This window comes from Gleimia hominis (assembly GCF_032085515.1).
GTDB lineage: Bacteria > Actinomycetota > Actinomycetes > Actinomycetales > Actinomycetaceae > Gleimia > Gleimia hominis.
Genome location: NZ_JASXSX010000001.1, coordinates 1,282,916 through 1,304,795 on the forward strand (window position 1 = coordinate 1,282,916; position 21,880 = coordinate 1,304,795).

Consider the following 21,880-nt stretch of genomic DNA (forward strand, 5'->3'; position numbering starts at 1 on the left):
CATCACCCCCGCGGGGGCCGACCGATAGGTGGACTGTGTCTAAACGACAACCGAGCCCTATAGACAACACTTTCTTGCGTGGCAAAGCGGTGCGCGTGCCGCAGTGGATTGCCACAGTACTGTATTTTGCAGCGCTGTGGTCGGCCCTGCTGCTAACCGGTGCGTTCGACACGGTACCGTTCAACTGGGTGACGCTAGCCCTGTTCCTACTTGGGCTTCCGAGCGTGTCCGGGTTGCACGTGACAGTGGGGCTTGCGGTACTTGCCTACCTTGTTTCCACGCGTAAACGCGTCGGCTGGTGGGTGTTGCTGGGGATCCAAGTGGTCAGCCTGCTGGGGATCGCGATGGCGATACTGATTGCGGTGGCCCCGCATTTGCTGGCCAGTAACACGGTTGAGAACCTGGATGCGAACGCCCTGTTTGACCTGCCGAGCGAGCTCGTGGTGTTCGTAGTTTTGAAAGTCTTGTGTTCCGCCATCATCACCGCGTGGCTGCTGCGCATTCGCCGCGCTTTCCCGGGGCGGATCATGCCCGGTTCAATCATTGCAGCACTAGTGGTGCTGGCGGTTGGATTCTTAACTGCGATCGCCACGGGGTCAATCCTGTGGACGCTCGCGGGGCGGCCCGAACCGGAGGGCAGTTCGAAACACTGGATTATCGGCACCGCGATGGGGCGGTATCTAACGCGCCTGCTCACGGGTGAGCCCTCCGTTGGCGGTCCCCTGTGGATTCGGGTTGTGATCTCCACAATTATGGCGATCACGATTGTCGCTGCCCTATTTGTATTCCTGAGGGGCCGGCGCATGCCGGGGCGCACAATGGCGGACGATTTGAAGGTCCGCGACCTACTGGCCCGCTACGGCAGTGACTCCCTGGGGTACTTCGCAACGCGCGCAGACCGCTCGATTGTGGAGTCTGCGGATGGAGAAGCGGTGGTTTCTTATGCGGTGGCACTGGGCGTGTCGATTGTGGGTGGAGACCCGATTGGGGCGCGGTCGTCGTGGGCGGATGCGATTACGCGGTGGATGTCACTGTGCGCGCACTACGGGTGGGTGCCGGCCGCCATGTCCGTGTCGGAAGAGGGCGCGAAAGCATTTCGCGAAGCGGGTTTTCTTGTGCGCCTGATGGGCGATGAGGCGGTGATTCACACCCGTGACTTTTCGCTGTCTAAACCGAGTTCTAAACCGTTGCAGCAGGCGGTGCGCCGCGTGCAGCGGGCGGGCGTGCAGATTCACGCGGCGCGGCAAAGCGACATTTCCTCCGAAATAAAGGAAAAAATCGCTCGTGCTGCGCAGCAGTACCGCGTGGGCGATGAACGCGGGTTCACGATGGCGTTAGACCGGGTGGTGAGCCCAGAAGACCCCAGTAGCCGACTGGTTTGGGCAACCCGGCCAGATGGGATGATCGAGGCGGTGCTGTCGTTTGTTCCATTCGGTCACCACGGCTTGTCGCTGTCGCACATGCGCCGCTACTCGGGCGCCACGAACGGGGTGGTGGAGGCCATGGTGGTGCACTTGCTGCGCGAATGCGCGGATGCGGGCATCACCCAGGTGTCGTTGAACTTCGCGATGTTCAGAAAGTTCTTCGTCCAGGGTGAAGCGGTGGACGCGCGGGCGTTTGACCGGGCTCTGTATTCGATTATGCGGTTGGCGTCGCGATTCTGGCAGTTAGAAAGCCTGTATGAGTCGAATGCCCGCTACGCCCCCGAATGGGTGCCGCGCTACATGTGTTTACCCGGTATAGCGGAAGGCTCCCGGGTGGGTTTGGCCGCCGGCGTGCTGGAAGGCTTCGTGCCGCACCTGGGGCGCAAGCGCGTCGTCGAGTGGACTCCAACACGCGAATATTTGGACGCGGTGCACGAGATTGAAGCGACGAGTGTTGCGGATGTGGTTCCTTCCCAGCCTGAGGTGCAGTGTGTCCGCGCTGCAAAAGCCCACTGGCTGGAAGAGCGCGGCATGGACCCGTACCCACCGGGTTTGCCTGTGCCCTCATCGGTAACTGCTGTGGAGCAGGCGCGAGCGCTGAAAGTGGACACGATTTCTGACGTTGAAACCCAGGCGGGTGGTCGAGTGCGGTACATCCGCGACCACGGGGGCATCGTGTTTGTGGTGCTCGAACAAGAGCGCGTGCAGATCCAAGCGGTTTTTGAACGTTCGAAAGCCAAATACTTCGACCTGTTACCGGGAGTGCAGCGCGGGGACGTGATCCGCGTGGAGGGCTACGCGATGCGCACGCGCACGGGGGAGTATTCCGTGAGCGTGCGCAAGTGGGCGATGGCGGCGAAAGCGATTCGGCCGGTACCTCACGTGGGCGATGTGATTGACCCCAGTCAGCGCGGGCGCGAGCGGGTACGTTACCTGCTGTCTAATCCGGATGCGGTCCACCTGTTGCAACTGCGTTCCAAAGCGGTGAAACGCATCCGCGAGTTCATGGCGGAGCAAGGGTATTGCGAAGTGGAAACCCCCATGCTGCACCCGGTACAGGGTGGGGCGAACGCCCGCCCGTTCGTGACGCACATCAACGCTTATGACGCGGACGTGTTCATGCGGATCGCGCCCGAACTGTATTTGAAACGGCTCGCGGTTGCGGGGATGGGGGCCATCTATGAAATGGGCCGGTCATTTCGTAATGAGGGAGCGGATGCGACCCACAATCCGGAGTTCACGTCGCTTGAGGCCTACCGGGCGGGCGGGGACTACACGACGATGCGAACGCTCACGGAGCAGCTGATTAAAGCGATGGCAACGGAAATGTTCGGAAAACCGGTGGCGCACCGGCCGGCCGACACCCCGGGAGTGGGGCCGCAGACCGCAGCTACGTTTGAGGGGCAAGAACTGCACGAGTTCGACCTGTCTAAACCCTGGCCGGTGGTGCGCGTGTACGACGCAGTTTCGCAAGCAGTGGGGCAGCGGATCGAGACGGATACGAGCGTGGAAACCCTCATGGAACTGGCGAAACAGCACGAGGTTGAGATGCCTCCGGTGCGTGACCACGCGAACCTCATTGGGGCACTGTACGACGACTTGGTGGAGGCACACACGGTCCACCCCACGTTCTACTGTGATTTCCCAGCTGAAACCTCACCGCTGACCCGCAAGGACACGCACAACCCGGCGTTAGCGCAGCGGTGGGATCTGGTGGCGTTCGGCATGGAGATTGGGACGGCCTACACGGAACTGACGGACCCGCGGGACCAACGGGAACGGTTCACAATGCAGTCGCTCGCCGCAGCTGCGGGGGATCCGGAAGCGATGAGTATCGACGAAGCATTCCTGTCTGACCTGGAGCTCGGACTTGTTCCGACCGGTGGTTTAGGCCTGGGCGTAGACCGCTTGTGCATGATGCTCACTGGGGTGAATATCCGCCCGCTCCTAACTTTCCCGTTCGTGAAACCAAAATAACCTCAAGAACTATATTTGCTTGTGGAACCAAAGCCTCTGTGCATCCACAAGATCTGGCAAAAATATGATCGCGTGCGGAACGAAAAACGGGGGACTTGTTAAACCGGGCATGGGGCGTAAAGATATAGTTCATAGGGACCTTGAATAGGAGTAGGGAACAGGAGCACACGTGTCGCGATTTATTTCTACCCAGCCGATTCATTTGAACCTGCCCACATCGATTCCAAAACTTCCCGAGCGCGGCGAGATTCTGCTCGCTAGCTCCATGTTGGCAGCGCCCGGCGGGGGGTTTTTAGGACTCGCCGCGGCCGGTGAACTAGGGGTCCATGCCGCCGCCCTGTCCGTACTCGGATCGGGGCCGAACTCGTTCGTGGCGCGCCGCGTTCTACGCCAGCGCAGCATCGAAATCTTGACTGAAGAAATGATCGGTGACATCGGGGTTGCGATGCAACTGGTGGAAGAAGGCGGGTACACCACCACCGTGTTGTCGGTAGGCGTGGAATCCGACCCGCCTTTAGCGATGTTCCACCAGGTGGAAGTGCAACCCGGCGACGTGGTGCTGGTACACGGCCTCACCATGACTAACTCTCAAGCCGCCAAACAAATCGCCCGGTGGGCCGCGAACCTCGACGAAAGCATCACGGTAGTGCTGTGTCCTTCCCCCATGCTCGACCAGATCGATCCCGAAGTGTGGCCCATGCTGCTGCACCGGGCGGACTACCTGAGTTTGAACTTGCGTGAAGCCCGGATCCTCCCGGGACTGCTGGAACCTGGTGAGGTTGGGTGGCAGGCCGTCGCCGAGCGGATGCGGCCCAACACCGTTGTGGTGCGCCGCATGGGGTCCATTGGGTGTGAATACCACCGCAACGGCGACGCCGCTTCACGCGTGGTGGTCCCCGCTTTTCACGTCCCCGTTGCGGACACCTCCGGGGTTGGGGACATTCACGTGGGGGCCATGTGCGGGGCGCTCGCAGTGGGACACGACGTGGGCGCCGCGGTACTCATTGCGAACGCGGCGGGCGCCGTAATGATCTCGCACGAGTACTCAATGCACATTCCTTCGCTGGACGACCTCATGGCATTCCTCGACTTTGACCCCACTGAACCGGCGTGCCTGGACACAGCCGCGGCCTCTAAGCGGGTAAATTAACTTATACTATGGCACACGAACGCGCGAAAAAATCCGATCAGCCTACCGATGAATCCAACCGCTCACCCCTGCTGAGTCTTATTACCACAATCGGTTCCGCGTTCTTCAAAGGCATCCGTACGGGCGTTCGTTTTTTTGCCCGAGGGGTGGCGGCGGCGTATCGGCACGTCCACGCGTGGGATCCACAGCTAAAACGTGACATCGTCGCAGTAGTTCTAGTTCTCCTCGCAGTTTTATTCGCGTTAGGTACCTGGCTGCACACGTCCGGTGGGGTGGGGCAGTGGTTCCAGAACCTGGGGCGAAACCTGGCTGGGGTTTTTGACGTCACGATCCCAATTGCTCTCGTCTACGTGGCGGTACAACTGTTCAATGCCCGGGTAGAAAACCGCTTGCCGGCGCAAATAACAGCACTGATTGGAACCGCTGCAGCCCTAACTGGGATGGTGCAGGCAACGCGCGCAAACCCCCCGCTGTCAAACCTGCCGCGGGTCGCAGACGCCGGCGGTGTGATCGGCTGGTTCTTCGGATACCCCCTCACTGCGCTGCTGACCAGTGGTGGGGCAGTGATCGTGCTCCTACTGGTTTTGCTCGCATCCGCCGTCATCGCTATGCGCACGCCCCTTCGCGACCTGCCCCGCGTCCTCAAACAAGGGTTCCGCCGGCCAGAGGCTGCGGAGCAAACCCCGCATTTGGATGAATACGATGCAGACGAAGCGTTCCGCACCGCCCACGAAGTTGAAGACAACACCCAGGTTTTCCCCGCCGAGCACGAAGTCTACGAACCCTCCCAAGCACTACCAGGCGATGCCGAACCCGCAACCGAAGTGTTCACGCCCACCGGCTCTTCGAAGCGTGACGCTCAGCCGAGTCCAACCTCGCCTGAGCCCTCCAGCGCGGACCTCCCCGTGACTGCAAATCCGGACGATCCAAATGCACCTTACGAACTGCCCGGTGACAATGCACTGGTTAAAGGTGCGCCCCACAAGACCCGCTCTGCTGTGAACGACCAGGTAGTGCACGCCCTCCAACAAGTCTTGGATGAGTTCAAAGTCGATGCCACTGTGGATGGGTTCTCGCGCGGGCCAACCGTTACCCGCTACGAAGTTTCCCTTGGTACCGGCGTTAAAGTCGAGCGGATTGAACAGCTTTCCAAGAACATTGCGTACGCGGTTGCGTCAGCGGACGTGCGGATCCTCTCGCCCATTCCCGGAAAGTCTGCAATCGGTGTGGAAATCCCCAACGCGGACCGCGAAACCGTTGCGCTCGGTGACGTGTTGCGTTCCGCCGCTGCACTGCGCAATCACCATCCCCTCGCCGTTGGGGTTGGGAAAGATGTTGAGGGCGGCTACGTCGTCACAAACATTGCGAAAACCCCCCACCTGCTGGTGGCGGGCGCAACTGGTTCCGGTAAGTCGTCTTTCGTTAACTCGATGATCACGTCCATCATGATGCGTGCCACACCCGCTCAGGTGCGCATGATATTGGTGGATCCAAAACGCGTGGAACTCACCATTTATGAAGGGATCCCGCACCTGATCACCCCGATTATTACCGACCCGAAGAAGGCGGCGGAAGCCCTGGAGTGGGTCGTTAAAGAAATGGATCACCGCTACGACGACCTTTCACAATTTGGGTTCAAACACATTGACGACTTCAACAAGGCAGTGATCGCTGGGCAAGTGCAAACCCCACCCGGTTCCGAACGCGAGCTCAGCCCGTACCCGTACCTGCTGGTTGTTGTCGATGAGCTGGCGGACCTCATGATGGTTGCTCCACGCGACGTAGAAGCCTCGATTCAGCGCATCACCCAGTTGGCACGCGCGGCCGGTATCCACCTGGTCTTAGCGACGCAGCGTCCCTCAGTGGACGTGGTGACCGGGCTAATCAAGTCCAACATCCCATCCCGGCTCGCGTTCGCAACCTCCTCGCTTGCGGACTCGCGAGTTATTCTGGACCAGTCGGGAGCGGAGAAACTCATCGGGCAAGGTGACGCCCTCTACCTACCCATGGGCGCGGGAAAACCAATGCGCGTGCAAGGCGCGTGGGTAACCGAATCGGAGATCCACCGCGTAGTGGACCACGTGAAATCACAAATGGCGCCCGTGTACCGAGAAGATGTGACGGAACCAGCGAAGAAAACGATGGTGGCCGAAGACATCGGTGACGACCTCGACGACCTCCTGCAAGCTGCGGAACTCGTGGTGTCAACGCAACTGGGCTCCACTTCCATGCTCCAGCGCAAACTGCGGATTGGATTCGCGAGGGCAGGCCGCCTCATGGACCTACTGGAATCGCGCGAAATTGTAGGGCCGTCACAAGGATCCAAAGCCCGCGAAGTGCTGGTGGAACCAGAAGCGCTACCACAGGTTCTGGCAATGCTCAGGGGCGAGAATCCGGTAGGCTCAGAAGAGAGCAGTGAAGCAAGTGAAGAAGACGCGTGGCAACTCACTGGAAGATAAGTTAACCCCGGTGGGTACCGGGAGAGGCGGGGACTATGAATAAAGCGCAAATGGACGACAACGTGTCGAAAGCGCGGGGGAGTGAAGAAATCTGGAATCTCCCAAACATTTTGACAATGCTGCGGCTGGCCCTAGTGCCGGTGTTCATAATCCTCATGTTCATCCCCTCAACGGCGTGCCGCTGGGTGGCCCTGGTGGTGTTCATGGTTGCTGCGGCAACGGATCATTTCGACGGTGAGATTGCGCGCAAACGCGGGTTGATTACAGACTTCGGAAAGATTTGGGATCCGATTGCTGACAAGGCGTTAACGCTGGGCGCGTTCATCGTGTTGTCCATAACGGGCCTGCTCGGATGGTGGTTTACGATAATCGTGGGCGTGCGCGAACTGGGGATCACGTGGATGCGCCGCCGGCTTCTGCGCCGCGGCATAGTGGTCGCCGCGAACTCCGGTGGGAAAGCAAAAACCGTGTCGCAGATGTTCCTCATCTTCCTCCTGGTTGGCCCGTGGACCACGTGGATTACCGCTCCCGCGTTCGCTACCGCCTTACGCTGGGTGACCGTGGCATTTATCGCGATCGCATTCGTCCTCACCGTCTGGTCCGGTGGTGTGTACGTGGTGGAAGCGGCGAAAATCGTCCGCAAGCGAAGTTAGTAACGGACATTTCCCCGCCTGTTCCTCTCCCCACCTTTTCTCTCACCACCTGGACCTCTAAACGTGTGATTCCCCACTTATCGACTTGGAATATTGTTTGCTGAACCGGGGTTTACGTTCATATGAAGGAAAAAAGTCCAAGTCGTTATTACATTAAGGTGGCACCGTCAGATCAGACGGGACGCATAACACACCCACGAGCATTAAAGAATCAAGCATCTGTTCGATACGGTAGGAATATGCAGGCATCAAAGATTGAGACACTGTCATTGCGAGAGCACCTTGGGGAAGTGCTGCGAAACATTCGCCGCCACCAGGGGCGCACACTCCGGGACGTGTCTTCCGATGCGCAGGTTTCCCTCGGGTATTTATCGGAAGTTGAACGCGGGCAGAAAGAAGCATCGTCAGAACTGCTGCTAGCAATCTGCAACGCGTTGGATGTACCGCTGTCGTTCGTGTTGCGTGAGGTCTCCGACCGGATCGCCGCACTAGAGAACGTGAAGGTACCCGACACGGTACCCGACTACCTGGAGTCTTCTTTAGCGGAGCGGATGACGCTTCTGAGCTAGAAATTAGAACGGAGCTAGGCAAGTGACGATCTCAGAGTTCTGGAGGAATGTGGAAGCGGTCTACGGATCCTGTTACGGCCGCTCACTGGTTGGGGATCTATTCTTGCCACACTTGGGGGGTACCGCCGAGCAGGCCCTCAAGGACGGGATGGAACCCGACACGGTCTGGAATGAACTCGTAGACGAAACGGATGTTGGCGACGAAGCCCGGTGGGTGCACCGGCAACCACAGCCCGCGCGTTAACATCACACTGTGGCTAACTTGAACGAAACTAATCGGACGAACAATTCCGAGGCTGGTTCGCGAGCTGATCGTATGAGCGGGGCGACGATCGGTTCGCCCGATGAATCGGTGGCCGGTCCGGCAGTTTCTAAGCCCGACTGCGGAGCGTACCTGATTGTTAATCCTCGGGCTGGAAAGCAAAAGTTACACAGTCGCGTGGTGCAGCTTCAAAGTCACCTTGCGCGGGCGCTTAACGTCGACCACGTGCCCGTGTATTTCACCCACGGACCGTGGGATGCTCCGAATATCGCGAGTGATCTAATTGCCCGCTCACCGCGCGCGTTGATCGCCGTGGCAGCTGGTGACGGAACTATCAGCGAGGTGGCGCATGCGCTGGTTGGTTCGCGCGCTCGGTTGTTGGCGCTACCGTATGGGTCCGGAAATGACCTCGCTCGATCCCTATACCGCGGGCATGCGCACCGTCCTCATCAAATTATTGACGCTATTGCCACTGGTGGCTTAGAGACGTACCGGGTGGATACCCTGCGGGTTCGTGCACCTCGATACCGGCTGGGCCGAGCCCGGCAGTGGCGCACCAACTTGGACCGCTACGTTATTAACGCGGTTTCAATCGGCTTGGACTCGCGCGTAGCGGCGATTGCGAACAGCATTCAGCGGCGGTGGCCCGCGTTGTCGAACGTTAGCTATTTTCTTGGCGCTGCTGTAGCAATGGTGGGGCGCAAGCCGTCGGCCATGCAAATGGGCCACAGCGACCCCAAGGGTAAGTGGCGCAACAAAGCGCGGTCCTACGACTTGTGCGCGGTGTGTAACGCGTCTTTCTACGGCGGCGGGTTCGAACCAAACCGCAGGGGCCGGTTGAATGACGGCATGATCGACGTGTATTGGAGTAAACCGCTCAAACTAGAGCAGATTATCCGACTCGTGGGGCGGTTCAAGACAGGTAAGCCGATCGATACGCGCGTGCTGGAGCGCTACCAGGGGGAACGGTTCGACTTCGAATCTCTCAGTAACGAACCTCTCGTTCTCACGCTGGACGGCGAAGTGGCTTACGTGCCGAAAGCGTACGTGCAGGTTGTGTCGCACGCCGTTAATGTGTCCTTACCACGCGTTTGGGGCACCCCATTGGGACTGCGTCCCGGAGCAGATGATTCCATATCGAACGCGCGCGTTCCGGGTGTTTCCAAAGCTGATTAGGGGGCCGCGCGGATCTGGTTGATTTTCAACAGGCGCTGGATTCGATTTCTTATTCGAACAGGTGTTCGGTTAGACTATTGGTGTTCGTGCACTTCGAAAGTTATTCACAATTTTACTTTTGAGGGTTTACAGCTCCTGGTCGGCTAGGCACGATAGGGGTATCCCGGAGAGGGAAGTATCCCTGTAAGACCAGCCCGGTAGTGCGCGGAGAGCGCGAGAGTTAAAGGAAGGGTTTCCATGGCCGCAACAACAGATCGTAATAAAGCACTAGAACTGGCTCTGAGCCAGATCGATAAACAGTTCGGTAAGGGTTCAGTAATGCGCCTGGGGGAAGACACCCACCGGCGAGTGGAAGTTATTCCCACCGGATCCCTTGCGCTCGACATTGCCCTCGGGGTGGGTGGGCTCCCGCGCGGACGTGTCATCGAAGTGTACGGTCCGGAATCGTCTGGTAAAACCACGGTAGCCTTGCACGCGGTGGCGCAGGCACAAAAACAGGGTGGTAACGCCGCATTCATCGACGCGGAACACGCATTAGATCCTGAATACGCGAAAAAACTTGGGGTTAACACCGACGACCTCCTAGTGTCCCAACCCGACACCGGTGAACAGGCACTTGAGATCGCGGATATGCTGATCCGCTCCGGCGGAATCGACATCATCGTCATTGACTCCGTTGCCGCACTGGTGCCGAAAGCAGAAATTGAAGGCGAAATGGGTGACTCCCACGTGGGCTTGCAAGCACGACTCATGTCGCAGGCGCTGCGGAAAATTACCGGCGCCCTTTCTGGAACCGGTACCACCGCGATTTTCATCAACCAGTTGCGTGAAAAGATCGGTGTTTTCTTCGGCAGCCCCGAAACCACGACGGGTGGTAAAGCCCTGAAGTTCTACGCTTCGGTCCGTATCGATGTGCGCCGCATCGAGACCCTCAAAGAGCAGGGGAACCCGGTGGGTAACCGCACGCGCGCGAAAATTGTTAAGAACAAAGTGGCGCCCCCCTTCAAACAAGCAGAGTTTGACATTCTCTACGGTAAAGGCATTTCTCGCGAAGGGTCGATTATCGACATGGGGGTTGAATCGGGCATTGTGAAGAAATCAGGATCCTGGTTCACCTACGGTTCTGACCAGCTGGGGCAAGGCAAAGAGAATGTCCGTAACTTCCTGCGCGACAACCCGCAGCTAGCGGACGAAATTGAAAATAAGATCCTGATCGAATTAGGCATCCGGGAAGATCCAAACGCGGTTTCGGTCGAGGCCGAATCCGATAATAAAGCGGAACCCGAAACTGCGGGCAAGAAGTCCGCGCGCGGAAAAGCGAAGAAGAATAACGCTAAAGTCGCCTCCGATCCGGCGGCAGAGGCTGGTTTCTAGTGAATCTTTCTTACGATCTAGACGAGCACGTAGTTAAGAAACGTCGGGATTGGAAAAAGCAGCAGCGCCGCCGGGAAGAACGCCGTGAGTGGGCCGCCTCGCTAGAAGGGGAGCAGGCAGTGGAGCAGGCAAAAGAGGTGGCGCTGCGGATGCTTGACCGGCAAGACCGCTCAGTCGGGCAGTGCCGGGCCCGCCTAAGTGAACGCGGGTTTCAGCCCGAACCCATCGAGGAAGCACTGCAACGCCTAGTGGACGCGAACATCCTCGACGATGAGCGGTACGCCCGCATGCTCGTTAGAACCCGACACGCGGAACGCGGCCTCGTGGGGCGGGCCCTGGTGGAGCAACTGCGGCGCAAACTAATCCCACCGGACGTGATTGAACAAGCGTTAGACGAAGTGGATGAAGATAATACCGACCGTGTGGCGAGTGAACTCGTGCGGAAACGATTGCGTACGATGGGGGGAGTGGATCAAAAGAGGCAACGACAGAGGCTACTGTCAATGCTGGCACGAAAAGGGTATCCACCTTCACAAAGCATTCGGGTAATATCCGAAGTGATGGAAGAAGACAACTAATAAAAGGCGGGAAAACCCGTCAACGGTTCCCAACAGACGAGCGGAGCGCAAGTGGCTAGTACAGCACGGCTGATTATTCGTGAACTCATCGAGAAACATGAGACCGTGGCAGTTGCCGAATCCCTCACCGGCGGTTTACTGTCCGCAGCGCTAGTGGATGTGCCCGGCGCGTCCGCGTGTTTGCGTGGTGGGGCGTGCACGTACGCGGTAGACACTAAAGCACGCGTGCTGAACGTGAGTGGCGCCGCCTTGGAAGAAACCGGGCCAGTGGATCCAAAAGTCGCGATGCAGATGGCACGCGGAGCAACGGAACTATTCGACGCGCGATACGGCCTGTCCACCACCGGGGTGGCCGGCCCAGGGGCCGCCGATGGTCATCCAGCTGGCACCGTGTACGTGGGTTTTCACGATCGCGAGGCAGGTACCTCAGCGGCAACCCTATTTTCACTAAGTGGAAACCGGATGGAAATCCGCCAAGCAGCCACCCAAGCGGCACTGGACTACTTCTACGACCAACTCAGCGGCGTCGAAGCCCTGTTCTAGCAAGCAAAAGCCTGTTCTAGAAAGCAAAAGCCTGTTCTAGAAAACGTGCGGTCCCCACTGGTGCTGAACTACCAGCGCTAACGTGATTCCTGAGGGGCGCGCTGAGGCCAATCCGTAGGGAAGTGCTAACAAGTCCCCACTAGTGTTAGCTGCGCGGGCGGATAGTGGGCATTCCCAAACCAACTTTACGGGCCTGTTCGGGCGTCGGATTAGCTTGCTGCCAAATGTCACCCGCCCGGGTGCGGCGAACCTCAAACAGCCCGTTTTCAAGTGCTGAATCTGCGATCAAATGGTGCGGCGCCCCGTGGGTGACGCGCGCACTCACCAAATCACCGGGACGCACATCCACCCCGAACTTCACGCCCGCCGGCAAGCCGACGTGCACCAGCCGGTTATCGCGCGCCCGCCCAGACAGACGGGCAGAAGCTGCATCCTTCTTCCCGTGATGCTCACTGACGAGCACCTCAACCGTTTGCCCCTCCAGTGCACGCGCATCCTCGGTGGAAATCCGGTCTTGTAACGCAACTAGACGCTCGTAACGTTCCTGCGCCACCTGCGGCGGTACCTGATCGGGCATGTCCGCCGCCGGCGTGCCAGGCCGCGGCGAGTAAATGAACGTGAATGCAGACGCGAATCGAGACCGCTCAACCACGTCCAGGGTCTGTTGAAAATCCTCTTCCGTCTCACCCGGGAAGCCAACGATAATGTCCGTGGTTATCGCTGCATTCGGAATCGAGGCCCGTACCTGCTCCAAGATTCGGTCAAACCGGCGGGTGCGGTAAGATCGGCGCATTGCCCGCAAAACCCGGTCTGACCCAGATTGCAGCGGCATGTGCAGGCTAGGCATAACCGTGGGGGTCTGTGCCATAGCTTCAATCACGTCCTCACGGAACGCGGCCGGATGCGGACTGGTGAAACGCAACCTTTCCAACCCGGGAATCTGACCGGCTTGGCGCAGCAAATCCGCGAACGCCCCGCGGTGGCCGAAATTGACGCCGTAAGAGTTCACGTTCTGCCCAAGTAACGTAACCTCGATTGCACCTTGAGCTACAACCGCTTCAATCTCCGCCAGAATCTCACCGGGCCGACGGTCCCGCTCCTTACCGCGAAGGTGCGGCACAATGCAGAACGTGCACGTATTATTGCACCCCACTGAGATGGAAACCCACGCGGAATAACTGGATTCGCGCCGCGTGGGAAGCGTGGAGGGAAACACTTTGAGGGACTCTTCAATCTCCACCGCGGCCTCGCGGTTGTGTGCAGAACGTTTTAACAATACGGGCAGCACATCGATGTTGTGCGTGCCGAACACCACATCCACCCAAGGAGCTTTTTGCACAATCTTTTCGCGCATCTGCTGCGCTAAACAGCCACCCACTGCGATCTGCATGTCGGGGCGTTCACGCTTCACAGCAGCTAGCTGCCCGAGGTTACCGAACAGTTTATTCGCCGCATTTTCGCGCACCGAACACGTGTTAATTACGACCACGTCCGCACCTTCGTCACCAGCTTCCGTGGCGCGCGCAGCCGCTTGCGGTACTTCTTGAACCCGCACCAGGCCCTGTTCTTCGAGCAAACCGGCCATACGTTCGGAATCGTGTACGTTCATTTGGCAGCCGAGCGTACGGACCGTGTAGGTTTTTGGGGAAATTGCAGTATTCATCGCCGCCATTGTAATAGACGGGTAAGCGAATGGGAATCTGAACTGGCGGCGCTGATGGGCGCGTCACAACGCATAAAGCGGTAGGCTCAAAGAGGTACGTAACTGAGTAATTTTGTCGGAGGTCTGGTGGATCCACGAATCTACGTGATGCCCGCTTTGGGATCACTACTGCTAGCGACCACGCTGTGTGGCCTAGTTGGGTTGGAACGGCAGATTCGACACAAGAACGCGGGGATTCGCACGATCGCGCTCGTCGGGTTAGGGGCGTGCCTGTTCACGCTCACCGGCCGGTTCGGTTTCGTGGTGCATGAGGCGGTGGCGGGTGACATGACGCGTATCGCCGCGCAAGTGGTTTCCGGAGTTGGTTTTCTGGGTGCCGGGCTGATTTTCGTCCATCGAGATTCCGTGCGCGGCCTAACCACCGCGGCTTCCATCTGGATTTCCGCTGCCATCGGAGTTACCTGCGGGGCGGGCCTGACATATATTGCGTTGGCGGGCACGCTCGTGTACTTCATTCTCACCTTTATTCTGCCGCCGCTGATTCGGCTGCTGCCCAAAGCGGATCCGCAGCGAGTGGTTGATATTGAGTATTTGGAGTACCCCGGCACGCTGCGGCGGTTACTGCTGATCGCATCCGATCTGGGGTTTGATGCGCAAATAATTGCTTCGCGGCGGCTCAATAAAGAAAAACCACCGCTCGTAAACGTGTCGATTCGCTTCACGGGCAGACTTCATTTAACCGAGCTGGCGGCCGAACTGGGGGCCACCGAAGGGGTAGAGGCCATCCACATTGAAGACACCCCAGAGATCGCGGATGCAGATTAGTCCCCATAAATGTTGCGTGACTATTCGGCGCAGGACACTTTTACGTTATGTTTTGCGAGTTTAGGCAAATATGACGCCAGGTTCGGGAATCAGGGGAGGCTACGCCGGGGGAATCAGTTCGGGCAGTTCCTCCATGGCTTGTTTGATGCATGACCGGGCTGTGTTGAAAGCCAACTGGAACTGTTCAATCGTCAATCCAGCTTCCGCGTAGAACGCGCAGTCAAGGCGGATCACCCACTGTTTCCCAACGCGCGCTAGGTACGCGTTCGGGTAGTGACACCGGGCGTTCCACTCATTTGTCGCATCCGTCAGCAGGTGCAGGGCTTTTTCCACGTCCTCGAGCGTGTCGTCCGGTTGCCCGCCGAAAGAAGCGCCGGGGGAGGGCACGGGAAATGATGATTTTATGAGCATCCACACGTGATCGCTTGACACTCCCACGTTTAACGCCATGTCGTCGACCACCACGTCGAATGCCGTTTCTTGCTGCGCGACTATTTGGATTTGGCACAGTTCTAAGAGCTGGCCTAACCGATTCATATCAAGGGGGTAGAACAGTTGGTGGTTACGCATCGCTATCGGGCCTTTCACTCTCCCACGGATCCGGAAATGCGGTGTTGAGCTGGCTTAAAACGTAGTTTGTGGAACCAATAATAAGGTTGAGTTCTTGCAGGATCTGCGTATCTGTTGCCCCCGCGCTCCAGTTGAAAGCCCACGAGGCATTGAACCGGATCTTCCCTTCATCCATCACGTAGTAGGCGATTTTGGGGGCGTAGATAGTGCCGTTTAATCGCTGCACCACGTCCTTAACTTCCCGCAGGTACGCGATGTTCACCGACCGAGCCCAAGGAGCGTGGATGCGCCACAGGTACTGTCCGTTTTCAATCGCCGAGTGTCTGAGTTCCATGAAATGACCGTAGAACGGGATGATTGCGCGACCGTCCGTGCCGGCGACACACTGAACCTTCGCTTGCTCTAATGCGGCGTACACCCGTTGCGGGGTTACCGCTTGCAAAGATGCGGCTTGGTCGAACATGCGTCTAGTCTAGTGGTTTTTTGTTTGGTGAGAAACCACGGGCCGGCCGCTAAGCTGTATGCGTGATAGGGATCGTTGGTTCAACCGCCTCAGGTAAGTCCGCGCTCGGCATGGCGTTAGCGCAGCATCTGCAGGGTGCGATTATTTCCGCGGACGCGTACGCGCTTTACCGGGGGATGGATATTGGAACGGCGAAGCCCTCGGCGCAAGATCGCGCACAAGTACCTCATTATCAAATAGACGTTTTAGATATTCATGAGGTCGCGTCGGTGGCTGCCTACCAGCAGTACGCGCGGGCGGACGCGGATGCGATTGAGGCGGACGGGCAGGTGCCAATCGCGGTGGGTGGTTCCGGATTGTACGTGCGGGCACTGTTCGACCAAATGCATTTTCCGGGTACGGACCGGCAGATCCGCGCGCGGCTCCAAGCGGAAGCGGACGAGTTAGGGAGCGCGGCTATGCACGCGCGGTTAGCGGCGGCCGATCCAAAAGCGGCGCAGCGACTGCACCCAAATAATGCGCGCCGCATAGTGCGGGCCCTGGAGGTAATTGAGCTAACCGGCCAGCCATTTAGTGCAACACTGCCGAAAGAAGAGTTCGTGCGGCCCAGCGTACTCATCGGGGTGAGGCGCGAAAATGACGACGTGGACCAGCGGATAACTGCCCGCACTAAGCAGATGTTCCAGGCGGGGTGGGTGGAAGAAGTGCGCGTACTTATGCGCCGCGGGTTCGCTGCCACACCCACCGCGGTGCGGGCCACGGGCTACCGAGCAGTCATGGACCTCATAAACGGCGAGCTAACCCCGCAGGAAACGGTGGATGCCGTGTGTTTACAAACCCGTCAGCTGGTGCGCCGGCAAGTAAAATGGTTCCGTAAAGACCCGCGCATCCACTGGCTGAACGCCACCGAGATGAGCCAAGACCAGCTGGTGGATCAGGCGTTGCGCATAATCCGCAAAATGCGGTAACCCTTCTTCGAGGCGGCGCGCTGTGCATCCCAACCCTGCGCCGCGGCCCAGCGTTGGAACGAATCCGCACCGAGGTTCCGGGCGATCACCAACCAGGCTTGACCGTTTGGTGACAAGTGCTGCATCCACTGCGTGATCATGGTCTGTAACGCGTCTTTCCCCACGCGGATCGGTGGGTTCGACCAGATGCAGTCGAACTGTAAAGATTCTTCTTGAGCGCGCGCCAGTGCCTCATCGGCTGTTAAGACCGTCAAATTTGAGCAACCGTTAACACGCGCGTTCTGACGCGTAAGTTCCAGAGCGCGAGTATTCACGTCAACGCCCCACACGTGGGCCTGAGGGCGCTCTTTCGCCATCGCCAACGCCAGCGGACCCCAACCGCATCCTAAATCTAAAAACAAACCACTTTCAGGTAAAGGCGGAGCTTTCTTGAGAAGAGAGGCGGTCCCCAAGTCTAGCCGGTGCGCGGAAAACACGGACGACGCGGTTTTCACGTCGAAGTCAAACCCGCGGGCACTAAAGCTCAAAGACTCAGTTTCGGCGTTCGTTGCTGCTTGCGTATCAGTGAAGTAATGGCTCACACGCATTAGGATACCGGAAACGTGTGCACACTCTGGAGATACGCGGAAAGACATGAGAAAATAGAGCCAGTATGGCTAAAAATGAGGTTTCTTTGGCTCACTCTGATGATGCAGAACTAGAACGCGCCCGCGCGGTCGTGCAACGCGTTTTGGAACGGCAAAAACGTCGCCCCGTGGCGCAGGCACTTAGTTCCACTACCGAGCAGCATGAGGAAGGCGCGGGAAGCCTCGAGCGGCAGGCCCGGGCCGCGCGCGGGGCTCTGCGGCAAGACCGCGTGGCGAGCGCGGAACTGGAAGAAGTTTCCGAAGTTGAGTACCGGCAAGTGCGGTTAGAGCGCGTGGTCCTCGTCGGAATCTACGCGCATTCACAGCGGGACGCGCAAAACTCCCTCAACGAACTCGATGCCCTGGCCCGTACAGCCGGGTCCGCAGTGGTGGGCCACATGCTGCAGCGGCGGGACATGCCGGACACGGCCACGTACCTGGGTTCGGGGAAAGCGAAAGAACTCGCGCGCCTCGTGCGGTCAACGGGGGCGGACACGGTGATTGTTGACACGGAACTCGCCCCCTCGCAGCGCCGCGCACTAGAAGACGTGGTGCAGGTCAAAGTGGTGGACCGCACGGCGTTAATCCTCGACATCTTCGCGCAGCACGCCCAGTCGCGCGAAGGTAAGGCGCAAGTTGAGTTAGCGCAACTGGAGTACCTGCTGCCGCGACTACGTGGCTGGGGTGAGTCCATGTCCCGCCAATCCGGTGGCCGCGTCGCGGGTGGTGAAGGCATTGGATCGCGCGGGCCGGGGGAGACGAAAATAGAGCTCGACCGGCGGCGTATCCGCTCGCGCATGGCCCGTCTGCGCCGGCAAATCAAAAACATGCGGCCCACCCGGCAAACCCGGCGCCACCACCGCCGAATGGGACGGATCCCGTCGGTCGCGATCGCGGGGTACACGAACGCGGGTAAGTCCACGTTATTGAACCGGCTCACGGGGGCGGAAGTGATGGTTGAAGACGCGCTGTTCGCCACCCTCGACCCCACTGTGCGGATGGCACAAACCCCAGATGGGCGCGAATACACCCTGGTGGACACCGTTGGGTTCGTGCGCAACCTCCCAACCCAACTTGTGGAAGCCTTCCGTTCTACGCTTGAGGAAGTGGGGGAAGCGGACGTTATCGTGCACGTCGTGGACGCGGCCCATCCAGAACCGTTCGCGCAGATCCGCGCGGTGAACGAAGTGTTAGAAACAATCGACGGTGCCGCGCATATTCCTCAGATCATAGCGTTGAACAAAGCGGATCTAGCTCCCGCAGCGGACCTGGCGATTCTGCGGTCGCGCCTGCCCAGAGCGGTTGCGGTTTCCGCTCGGACCGGTGCGGGCATTGAAGAACTTGCGGAACTGATCGCCCAGACCCTACCTCGCCCCGATGTGCACGTGGACGTGGTGGTGCCATACGAACACGGGGACCTGGTGAATAGTTTCCACGAGACCGGACAGATCGAACAGGAAGAATACCTGGAAACCGGCACCCGCCTCGTAGGGCGCGTGAACGGATCCTTAGCGCACCGATTACAAGAGGTGGACGTCGCAAATGGCCAGTGAAGACCAAGACTTACTGCGCCGCGTAGTTGACTCGTTCAACGGAAAAGAACGGGCTGGCCAGCAGAAAATGGTGGACGCGGTAGCCAGTGCACTGGACGAGCAGCAGCGACTACTCGTAGAGGCCGGCACCGGCACGGGGAAATCACTGGGGTACTTAGTGCCCGCCATGCGTCGGGCAGTGGAACACTCCGAGCGCATCTTAATCTCCACCGCCACACTGGCTTTGCAACGCCAGATCCTCACTAAGGACGCCCCGCAGGTAGCAGCCGCAATGGACGCGGACGTGGACGTGGCCGTGCTCAAAGGGTGGTCAAACTACCTGTGTATGCACAAGGTGTCTGGCGGCTACCCCGATGACGACGACACGCTGTTCGCCCCCGCTCCCTCCTCAACCACCGGCAAACAGGTGGTGCGGCTGCGAGCGTGGGCAGAAGAAACCACCACGGGGGACCGCGATGACCTCACCCCCGGAGTTAACAATGAGGCGTGGCGAGCCGTGTCAGTAAACACTAACCAGTGTTTAGGAACCGCGTGTCCGATGCGGTCCGAATGCTTTCCCGCTATGGCCCGTGAGGCAGCTGCTAAAGCCCAGATCGTCGTCACCAACCACTCGATGCTCGGAATCCACGCCGGTACAGACAACCGCATTCTCGGTGAGTTCGACGCCCTCATAGTCGACGAGTCCCACGATCTAGCCCGCGTTGTTCGCGACCAATCCGCCCGGCAACTCGCCCCAAACTGGGTGTCCTCCCGGGCCCGAAGGGTTACGCGCCGCTCCAGCGTGGACACGCACGCACTCGAGGACGGCTCTGAACTGTTCAACACCGCGTTAGAATCCCTCGACGAAGGCCTTCTTACTGTGCGCCCACCCGAACTCGTCGAAGCCCTCTCCGCCATCGACTCCCAAGTGCGCGACGTAGTGCGACAAATCGGAGCTCAATCCGGGTTAGAAGCAATCGACAAGAAACTGGCGCTCGCGGCCCTGTCAGACACCCAAGCGTTCTTGGATGCCTGGGGGCGGGACCCGGAGCGGATGATCACCTGGGTGTCGCGGTCAAAAGATGAGCAGCAGACGTATCTTAACTGCGCCCCGTTAGACGTGGCGGGAGCCATTGCGCACAACTTGTTTGCCGAACGTGGCTGCGTCCTCACGTCCGCGACCCTCAAGCTCGCGGGCTCGTTCACATCCATGGCGCGCGAGACTGGCGCATCACTGCTGCCAGGCACGGTGCACACCCTCGACGTTGGAACCCCATTTGCCCCAGAAAAACAGGGGATCCTCTACGTGGCTTCGCATCTGCAGGTGCCGGGCAGGTCGGGGGTGAACGCCGATGCCCTCACAGAACTCGTTGAACTCACCCAAGCGGCGGGTGGGGGCGCGCTCGCCCTGTTCTCATCCCGCGTGGGTGCCCAAGAAGGGGCGGCCGCACTGCGCGAAGCACTGGACGTACCCGTTTATGTGCAGGGGGAAGAACAGTTACCCGCACTGATCAATAAGTTCGCAGCAGAGGAAGATTCGTGCCTCGTCGGCACCTTGTCGCTGTGGCAAGGAATAGACGTAAAAGGGCATGCGTGCCGACTCATCACGATCGACCGGATTCCGTTTCCAGTGCCCTCCGACCCGGTGGTGGCAGCCCGGAACCGCGAAGTTGCAAAACGCGGGGGGAACCCATTTAAAGTGGTGTCGCTCGACCACGCGGCCCTTTTGATGCGCCAAGCAGCAGGCAGGTTACTGCGCTCAGATGAAGACCGGGGGATGGTCGCGATTCTCGATTCCCGGGTGGCGAGCCGTGGCTACGGTAAATATCTTCTGACTTCGCTGCCGCGCATGTGGCGTACCGACCAAAAGTCCGTTGCTTTATCCGCTTTAAGGCGTTTGAATAGTGGTAACTGACCTTGATCAGTTTCAGAAATGGAGAAAACAGCTATGAGCAGCACTACCCCTAAGTCGTTATACCCGTCCCACGTGCCAGGTGGCCCGTCGAAAATCAGTGTCGTGGGTGCGGGCGCGGTGGGGACCGCGGTCGCATACGCGTCAGCTATCCGCGGTGACGCGCGCAAAATCGCGCTCTTCGACATTAATAAAGAAAAAGTTGAAGCCGAAGCGATGGACATTGCCCACGGCATCCAGTTCACGGGCTGCGGTTCCGTGGAGGGGTCAGATGACATCGCGGTGATTGAAAACTCTGACCTGGTGATCATCACGGCGGGGGCAAAGCAGAAACCGGGGCAGACGCGTTTGGATTTAGCGGAGTCCACCGTGAATCTGATGCGCAAGATTGTGCCTCAAGTATGCGAATACGCGCCGAACGCGGTGCAAATGTATATTACGAACCCGGTGGATGTGGTGACGTACGCGGCGTTGAAGATTTCGGGTTTGCCGCGCAACCAAGTGTTCGGGTCCGGCACGGTGCTCGACACTTCGCGCCTGCGGTACCTAGTATCACGGCACACGGGGGTTGCAATTAAAAATATTCACGCGTACGTGGCCGGTGAGCACGGAGATTCCGAGGTCGCGTTGTGGTCCAGTGCGGAGATTGGTAACGTTCCGCTGCGTCATTGGGGTCCCACTGTGGATGGACGGATTTTTGACCGCCAGTTGCGTGACGAAATTGCGCATGAGGTAGTGCAGTCTGCATACCGGATTATTGAAGGTAAAGGCGCTACCAACTACGCGATTGGTTTGGCAGCGACTAATATTGCGTCCGCGGTGCTACGCGACGAGAACCGGGTGCTGACTATTTCGTCAATGCTGGATGATTGGCAGGGGATCTCCGATATTGTGATGGCCGCACCGACTTTAGTTGACCGGCAGGGCGCCGGGCGGGTGTTGGAACCGCCGCTGACCCTGCATGAACGCGACGGGCTAACGAGGTCCGCTGAAAACCTGCGTGAGGTTGCGAAGAGCCTGGGGCTGTAGTTTTTCCTGGTCTTGTGTGCGGATGGTTGCGTTCACCCACGCAAAGTGAAGTAAGAGGGGGTCTGTGGAGTTAACTCCACAGACCCCCTCATTTACATCTGCACCCGTGCACTCCGGGCTAAAGTAG

Annotated in this window: 19 protein-coding genes; 15 read left to right on the top strand and 4 right to left on the bottom strand. The window is 58.9% G+C overall.

All coding sequences use genetic code 11. From position 1 onward, the window contains the following. Positions 1-35 precede the first annotated feature (35 nt). The 10 genes from lysX to QS713_RS05530 all read left to right on the top strand — a co-directional run bounded on the left by lysX (position 36) and on the right by QS713_RS05530 (position 12,165). Positions 36-3,401 (top strand): bifunctional lysylphosphatidylglycerol synthetase/lysine--tRNA ligase LysX, encoded by a 3,366-nt coding sequence (gene lysX, locus QS713_RS05485; RefSeq protein WP_313273133.1) that lies wholly within the window; start codon positions 36-38, stop codon positions 3,399-3,401. Positions 3,402-3,570: 169 nt separating this feature from the next. Continuing rightward, the gene (locus QS713_RS05490; RefSeq protein WP_313273134.1) at positions 3,571-4,551 is read left to right on the top strand and encodes a PfkB family carbohydrate kinase; all 981 of its coding nucleotides are present in this window, start codon (positions 3,571-3,573) and stop codon (positions 4,549-4,551) included. Positions 4,552-4,559: 8 nt separating this feature from the next. Then, complete coding sequence (locus QS713_RS05495; protein ID WP_313273136.1) at positions 4,560-7,010, top strand: DNA translocase FtsK; 2,451 nt, start codon at positions 4,560-4,562, stop codon at positions 7,008-7,010. A 35-nt stretch (positions 7,011-7,045) separates the two neighbouring features. Next, positions 7,046-7,663, top strand: coding sequence for a CDP-diacylglycerol--glycerol-3-phosphate 3-phosphatidyltransferase (pgsA, locus tag QS713_RS05500; RefSeq protein WP_313273139.1), 618 nt, complete (start codon positions 7,046-7,048; stop codon positions 7,661-7,663). Positions 7,664-7,902: 239 nt separating this feature from the next. Further along, on the top strand, positions 7,903-8,232 hold the full coding sequence (locus tag QS713_RS05505) for a helix-turn-helix domain-containing protein (protein WP_313273140.1): 330 nt from the start codon (positions 7,903-7,905) through the stop codon (positions 8,230-8,232). 22 nt (positions 8,233-8,254) lie between these two features. After that, on the top strand, positions 8,255-8,476 hold the full coding sequence (locus QS713_RS05510) for a DUF3046 domain-containing protein (RefSeq protein ID WP_102215906.1): 222 nt from the start codon (positions 8,255-8,257) through the stop codon (positions 8,474-8,476). A 72-nt stretch (positions 8,477-8,548) separates the two neighbouring features. Next, a complete protein-coding gene (locus tag QS713_RS05515) occupies positions 8,549-9,670 on the top strand; it encodes a diacylglycerol/lipid kinase family protein (RefSeq protein WP_313273143.1) in 1,122 nt (373 codons plus the stop codon). Between the two features lie 237 nt (positions 9,671-9,907). After that, positions 9,908-11,044 carry a recombinase RecA gene (recA, locus tag QS713_RS05520; protein ID WP_313273145.1) on the top strand — a complete coding sequence of 379 codons (1,137 nt, stop codon included), beginning with the start codon at positions 9,908-9,910 and terminating at the stop codon, positions 11,042-11,044. Next, positions 11,044-11,622, top strand: a complete 579-nt coding sequence (locus QS713_RS05525; RefSeq protein ID WP_313273146.1) for a regulatory protein RecX — start codon at positions 11,044-11,046, stop codon at positions 11,620-11,622. The genes recA and QS713_RS05525 overlap by 1 nt, the downstream gene beginning before the upstream one ends. Before the next feature lie 51 nt (positions 11,623-11,673). Next, positions 11,674-12,165: a CinA family protein gene (locus QS713_RS05530; RefSeq protein ID WP_102215902.1), complete on the top strand. Its 492-nt coding sequence runs from the start codon at positions 11,674-11,676 to the stop codon at positions 12,163-12,165. Positions 12,166-12,310: 145 nt separating this feature from the next. Here the strand turns inward: QS713_RS05530 and miaB are convergent, their stop codons facing one another. Then, a complete protein-coding gene (gene miaB, locus QS713_RS05535; protein ID WP_313273149.1) occupies positions 12,311-13,828 on the bottom strand; it encodes a tRNA (N6-isopentenyl adenosine(37)-C2)-methylthiotransferase MiaB in 1,518 nt (505 codons plus the stop codon). Between the two features lie 126 nt (positions 13,829-13,954). Between miaB and QS713_RS05540 the strand changes: the two genes are divergently transcribed. Beyond that, the gene (locus QS713_RS05540) at positions 13,955-14,653 is read left to right on the top strand and encodes an MgtC/SapB family protein (protein ID WP_102215901.1); all 699 of its coding nucleotides are present in this window, start codon (positions 13,955-13,957) and stop codon (positions 14,651-14,653) included. Between the two features lie 99 nt (positions 14,654-14,752). Here the strand turns inward: QS713_RS05540 and QS713_RS05545 are convergent, their stop codons facing one another. Both QS713_RS05545 and QS713_RS05550 read right to left on the bottom strand, forming a co-directional pair. Then, complete coding sequence (locus QS713_RS05545) at positions 14,753-15,223, bottom strand: YbjN domain-containing protein (protein ID WP_313273151.1); 471 nt, start codon at positions 15,221-15,223, stop codon at positions 14,753-14,755. Then, positions 15,216-15,686, bottom strand: a complete 471-nt coding sequence (locus tag QS713_RS05550) for a hypothetical protein (protein ID WP_313273152.1) — start codon at positions 15,684-15,686, stop codon at positions 15,216-15,218. Before QS713_RS05550 ends, QS713_RS05545 begins: the two co-directional genes overlap by 8 nt. A gap of 62 nt (positions 15,687-15,748) precedes the next feature. On the opposite strand from QS713_RS05550, the gene miaA reads away from it, so the two are divergent. Beyond that, entirely contained in the window at positions 15,749-16,654 is a 906-nt protein-coding gene (gene miaA, locus QS713_RS05555; protein ID WP_313273153.1) for a tRNA (adenosine(37)-N6)-dimethylallyltransferase MiaA, read from the top strand. Here the strand turns inward: miaA and QS713_RS05560 are convergent. After that, positions 16,621-17,241: a class I SAM-dependent methyltransferase gene (locus tag QS713_RS05560; RefSeq protein WP_313273155.1), complete on the bottom strand. Its 621-nt coding sequence runs from the start codon at positions 17,239-17,241 to the stop codon at positions 16,621-16,623. The two genes, miaA and QS713_RS05560, sit on opposite strands and share 34 nt — an antisense overlap. Before the next feature lie 65 nt (positions 17,242-17,306). Here QS713_RS05560 and hflX point away from each other — a divergent pair, with 65 nt between their 5' ends. The 3 genes from hflX to QS713_RS05575 are packed head-to-tail and all read left to right on the top strand — an operon-like array spanning position 17,307 to position 21,753. Further along, the gene (hflX, locus tag QS713_RS05565; RefSeq protein ID WP_313273157.1) at positions 17,307-18,833 is read left to right on the top strand and encodes a GTPase HflX; all 1,527 of its coding nucleotides are present in this window, start codon (positions 17,307-17,309) and stop codon (positions 18,831-18,833) included. Next, positions 18,823-20,727, top strand: a complete 1,905-nt coding sequence (locus tag QS713_RS05570) for an ATP-dependent DNA helicase (RefSeq protein WP_313273158.1) — start codon at positions 18,823-18,825, stop codon at positions 20,725-20,727. The genes hflX and QS713_RS05570 overlap by 11 nt, the downstream gene beginning before the upstream one ends. A gap of 33 nt (positions 20,728-20,760) precedes the next feature. Further along, positions 20,761-21,753: an L-lactate dehydrogenase gene (locus tag QS713_RS05575; RefSeq protein ID WP_233187290.1), complete on the top strand. Its 993-nt coding sequence runs from the start codon at positions 20,761-20,763 to the stop codon at positions 21,751-21,753. The last annotated feature ends 127 nt before the right edge of the window (positions 21,754-21,880 follow it).